Below are 4,276 nucleotides of genomic sequence, written 5' to 3'. Positions count from 1 at the left end.
GGACATGGTCGACAAGGCCGCCCCCTCCGGCAGCGGTCCGACCCCCAGTTCCGCGGCGGCCTTGTCGACCATGTCCCGGGCGTGCCGGAGTCCGATGCGGTCCAACGTCGTACGGAGCGAAGCCAGTTCGGCGGAGGTGTGTGCGGCGTCGCGTCCGAGGCGGGCTTCGGCCTTGACCAGTCCCAGCCGCGACAGGGCCGTCCCGCGCGGCTCCTCCATCTCTCGGAACTCCTCCAGAGCCCGGGCGTACAGCTCGCGGGCCTCCGCGTAACGGCCCGCCCGGTACAGCACGTTGCCCCGCATCTTGTGGTTGTAGGCGAGGGCGCCGGCGAGGCGTACCTCCCGGCAGGCCTCCTCGGCCCGCGTCAGGAGGGACAGGGCCCGCTCCACGTCCCCGTCGCGCACGGACACCACGTCGGCGATGCCCCGCAGTGCCCAGGCCCAGCCGCGTCGGTCCTCGGCGCGGGACGCCGTGTCGGCGGCCTCCTCGAAGAGGGCCAGGGCCCGGTCGTAGGAGCCGGTGTTGCGGTGCATCTGCGCGATGCCCTCCAGCGCCCAGACGGTGTGCCGGGCCTCGCCCCGGCGGCGCGCCTCGGCGAGCAGCTGCTCGTGCAGCCGCCCGACCGCCTCGTAGTCGCCCTGGATGCGGCCGGTCTCGGCGAGTCCCGCCAGCGAGTAGCCCCGCACGACGACGTCCCCGCCCCGCTCGCCGGCCTCGGCCGCGAGCCCGAGCAGCCGGTACGCGAGCCTGAGCGCGCCGCGCTGGCGGGCCAGCGTTCCGCCGCTCCAGAGGGCCCAGGCCATGGCTCCCTCGTGGCCCGCGGAGCGCGCCGCCCGGTAGCTCGCCTTCCACGCCCGGTCGGCCTCCTCGACGCGTCCGAGCCGGCGGCACGCCTCGGCCACGGCCAGTCCGCAGCGCGCCGCCTCCCGCGCGTCGCCGGCCTCCTCCGCCGCCCGGAGTTCCCGTACTCCCCGGTCGAGCACCTCCGGCAGTGAGGCGTTGACCGAGAGCGATCCCAGCGCCCCTTGGTACTCCGGCGCCGACGCCCTCGCCGGCCTCTCCGTCACCTGACCTGCCATCAGAAACCTCCTCGGGTCGGCTCGACGATCAAGCCGACGCGAGGATCAAGACGGTGTCACCGCGGCGGGGTTCCGCATCACCGGCAATCTCCGCCTTCCTACGGGCGGCCGGGTCATCCTCAAGTACGACGCGGAGCCCGGAAGTCCACAGCGAGAGGGACGCGGGTGCGGTGCGCGACGTGCGGTTCGGGRAGGCGGGGGGCGGCCGGGCGCGCGGGGCGCCTCGGCCGCCCGGTGCGTCAGCCGGCCGGGCACTCCTTCCACGCCAGGTGGTAGACGGTGCTGATGTCGCCGTCCGTGGAGTCCATCGTCATGTAGCTGGTGGAGCCCGCAGTGGACGTACCGGCGCTCACCCGGAGTTCGGTGTTGATGTTGAAGTTGCGCTGCACGCCGCAGGGCGCCCAGACGAGTTGAGCCCAGTCGGTGTCGTCGGTCGCCTGCCAGTTGTCCTCGTACGGGCCCCGGAAGGTGTGGGTGCGGAAGGCCGTGTTGGGCGAGCCCTGGAAGTAGTACGAGGCCTTCTCCGTACTACTGGCCCCGCGTTGGAGCGAGGCGTAGCCCCGGTAGTCGGCGCTGGCGATGGCGTACGTGAATCCCTGCGGGACGTGGACCAGGAGGTTCAGCTGGCAGTTGCGGCGGGCCGCGGTCGGGGAGGAACCGCCGCCCACCTGCGCGAGGTACTCGCTGTAGGTGACGGTGAAGGCGGTGTTGTCCTCGGAGACGGCGATCGCGGCGGTGCCCAGGGGGCAGCCGGACCCGTTGACCGTGGCGATGTCGATGACGATCCGGTCCGGCGGCGGGTCGACGATCGACGAGGGGCCGGCCTCTGCGGGCAGGACCGAGGCGAACAGGGCGACGGCCGCCCCGGTCACGAGCAGGGGAAATCTCATGCTTCTCCCATCCGGTGCTTCGTTGCCCGAGGAACGCCGACGCACGACTGCGTCCGCGCCACGGGCCGGGCTGCGGCGCCCCTCGTGGAGCCGCCGCGGTGAGATCTGGCGCGAGGAATCGAAAGGGCCGGGACGCACAGAGGGGTAGTCCAACGGACAACGGTTGAACTATCATGCGTATGAACTCTGTCCGGCGACCCCGCCGGTCCGAGCGGGGATGGTCGAATGCTAGGTGCCCCCACCCGCCGTGACAGCGCGGAGCCCGGCCAATAACCGCCAAGCGAAACGCACATCTTTGGCGCGGAACGCCACTAGGCACTGGTCGAAGGGCGCGGCCCGGTCGTGTGAGCGATGGGTCGACGGGTCCGCACGCAGAGGCAGTTGCCCGACAGCTCACACACGGACGCGCACCGCCGGCGGCGCGGAGTTGTTCAGTCGGAACGGCGAAGGTTCTTCCGGACGCGCGAGGGGCGCGGCACGGCGCAGACCTTGCAGACGACATCGCGAGCGTCGTTGTTGGTGTCGCAGTCGGGGCACTTCCAGACGGCCATGGAGGTCACCGGACCGCCCGGTCAGGCCAGGACGGCAGGAACGGGCGCCTGGTGCGCAGGGGGTCGACGTGTACGCGGTGGTCGAGCACGGACACCTCGGTGCGGAGCTGTGGGGCGATGGCAACGGACCTCTTCCCGACTTGGGGACCGATCACACTGCGAAAACCGGACCGTCTCACCTGCGAGAGGACGGGCTCATCCCCATGGACCGAGGAGCTCGCGGCAGTACGACGGTCAACCTCGGCGTGCCATGCCTGGCCCCAGCTGGACGAGCCCAGGCGGAGGGGACGGCTTCGCTGGTACAACCGGAGTTCTGCCGGTTCGGCCCGATGCAGGATCACTTCCTGGGACGGTCCACCAACGCGATGGGGCCGAAGACACCCGTTCTCGGCTGTGAATGCGGCGAGTGGGGATGCCGGCCCCTCATGGCCCGCATCACGCTTTGCACGCCCTGAGCGCGGTGATCGACTCCGCCGTCGACGACCGGCGGACATGAGCGTCACCAGCGCTGCCTGCTGGGCCAAGGGAAGGGGAGACGGTTCATGGCCGGCCTCCGCGGCCCGGTCCTCCAGATCGCCCCCCCCCCGAGGTCAGTTCGGCTGCTGTTCCGGGCTGCTCGCGAGGTGGGGGAAGCGGAACTCCGTGCGTCGGTGGGCCGTGTCTCCGGGGCGGAGTACCGCGCTGGGGTACTCGGGGCGGTTGGGTGCGTCCGGGAAGTGCTGGGTCTCCAGGCAGACCGCGCCGTGACGCTCGTGGCTGCGTCCGGTTCCGTCCGTCAAGGAGCCGTCCAGGTGGTTCGCCGTGTAGACCTGCACGCCCGGCGCCGTCGTCCACACCTCCATGACACGTGTACCCCCCGGCGCCGCCAGCCGTGCGGCGTACCGCAGCGGTCCCGGCTCCCGCCCCGCCAGCGCCCAGCAGTGGTCGAAGCCGCCCGCCCGGGCGACCTGCCCGTCGGTCGACCGGACGCAGTCCCCGAGCAGCCGGGGAGCCCTGAGGTCGAACGGGGTGCCCGCCACCGCGCGCAGGGGGCCGAGGGGAATGCCGCCCTCGTCGACCGGCAGGTAGGCCTCGGCGTCGACCTGGAGCGTGTGGTCCAGGACGTCGCCGGCTCCCGCCAGGTTGAAGTAGGCGTGGTTGGTCAGACTCACGACGGTCGGGCGGTCGGTGGTGGCCGTGCAGTCGACGGACAGCGTGCCCGCCGCGTCCAGGGAGTACGTGACGGTCACGTCGAGAGCCCCCGGGAACCCCATGTCCCCGTCGGGGCTGTGCAGCGACAGCCGGAGTCCGGCCGTGTCTCCGTCGTCCGTCAGCGGCTGCGCCTCCCACACCCTTCCGTCGAAGCCCTCGGGACCGCCGTGCAGGGCGTGCCCCCGGTCGTTGAGCGGCACCTGGTACGTAGCGCCGTCGAGGGTGAAGCGGCCGTACGCGATGCGGTTGGCGTACCGGCCCACCAGCGCACCGAGGTACGGGCCCTTCTCCGCGTACTGGTCCACAGAGGTGAGCGACAGCACCACGTTGTCCGTTCCGCCCCCGGTGCCGGGGACCCCGAGGGCGTGCAGGACACCCCCGTACGTGAGCACCTCGGCGTACACGCCGGAGGGGGACTCCAGCCGCCAGAGGTCGACGTCCTCCCCGCTCGGGGCGGTGCCGAACGGCCGGTGTCGGACGGTGGGTCGGAGCATGGCGAGTCCTTGGGGCAAGGGTGGAGGAGAAGAGATGGGAGGGCGTGAGTGGGGGGCTTGGGTGTTGGGG

3 protein-coding genes are annotated in these 4,276 nt (G+C 72.0%); all 3 read right to left on the bottom strand.

All coding sequences use genetic code 11. From position 1 onward, the window contains the following. The coding region (locus EAO70_RS00835; protein ID WP_148001110.1) for a tetratricopeptide repeat protein at positions 1 to 1,080 on the bottom strand (1,080 nt) is incomplete at its 3' end. A 239-nt stretch (positions 1,081 to 1,319) separates the two neighbouring features. Beyond that, on the bottom strand, positions 1,320 to 1,970 hold the full coding sequence (locus tag EAO70_RS00830) for a DUF4360 domain-containing protein (RefSeq protein ID WP_148001109.1): 651 nt from the start codon (positions 1,968 to 1,970) through the stop codon (positions 1,320 to 1,322). Positions 1,971 to 3,111: 1,141 nt separating this feature from the next. After that, positions 3,112 to 4,206: an aldose epimerase family protein gene (locus EAO70_RS00820; RefSeq protein WP_148001107.1), complete on the bottom strand. Its 1,095-nt coding sequence runs from the start codon at positions 4,204 to 4,206 to the stop codon at positions 3,112 to 3,114. Between the last annotated feature and the right edge of the window lie 70 nt (positions 4,207 to 4,276).

The sequence above is a fragment of the Streptomyces sp. adm13(2018) genome, from assembly GCF_008042145.1.
Classification (GTDB): Bacteria; Actinomycetota; Actinomycetes; order Streptomycetales; family Streptomycetaceae; genus Streptomyces.
The sequence above is the reverse complement of the archived record's forward strand: the minus strand, read 5'-3'. Positions and strand labels throughout refer to the sequence as shown.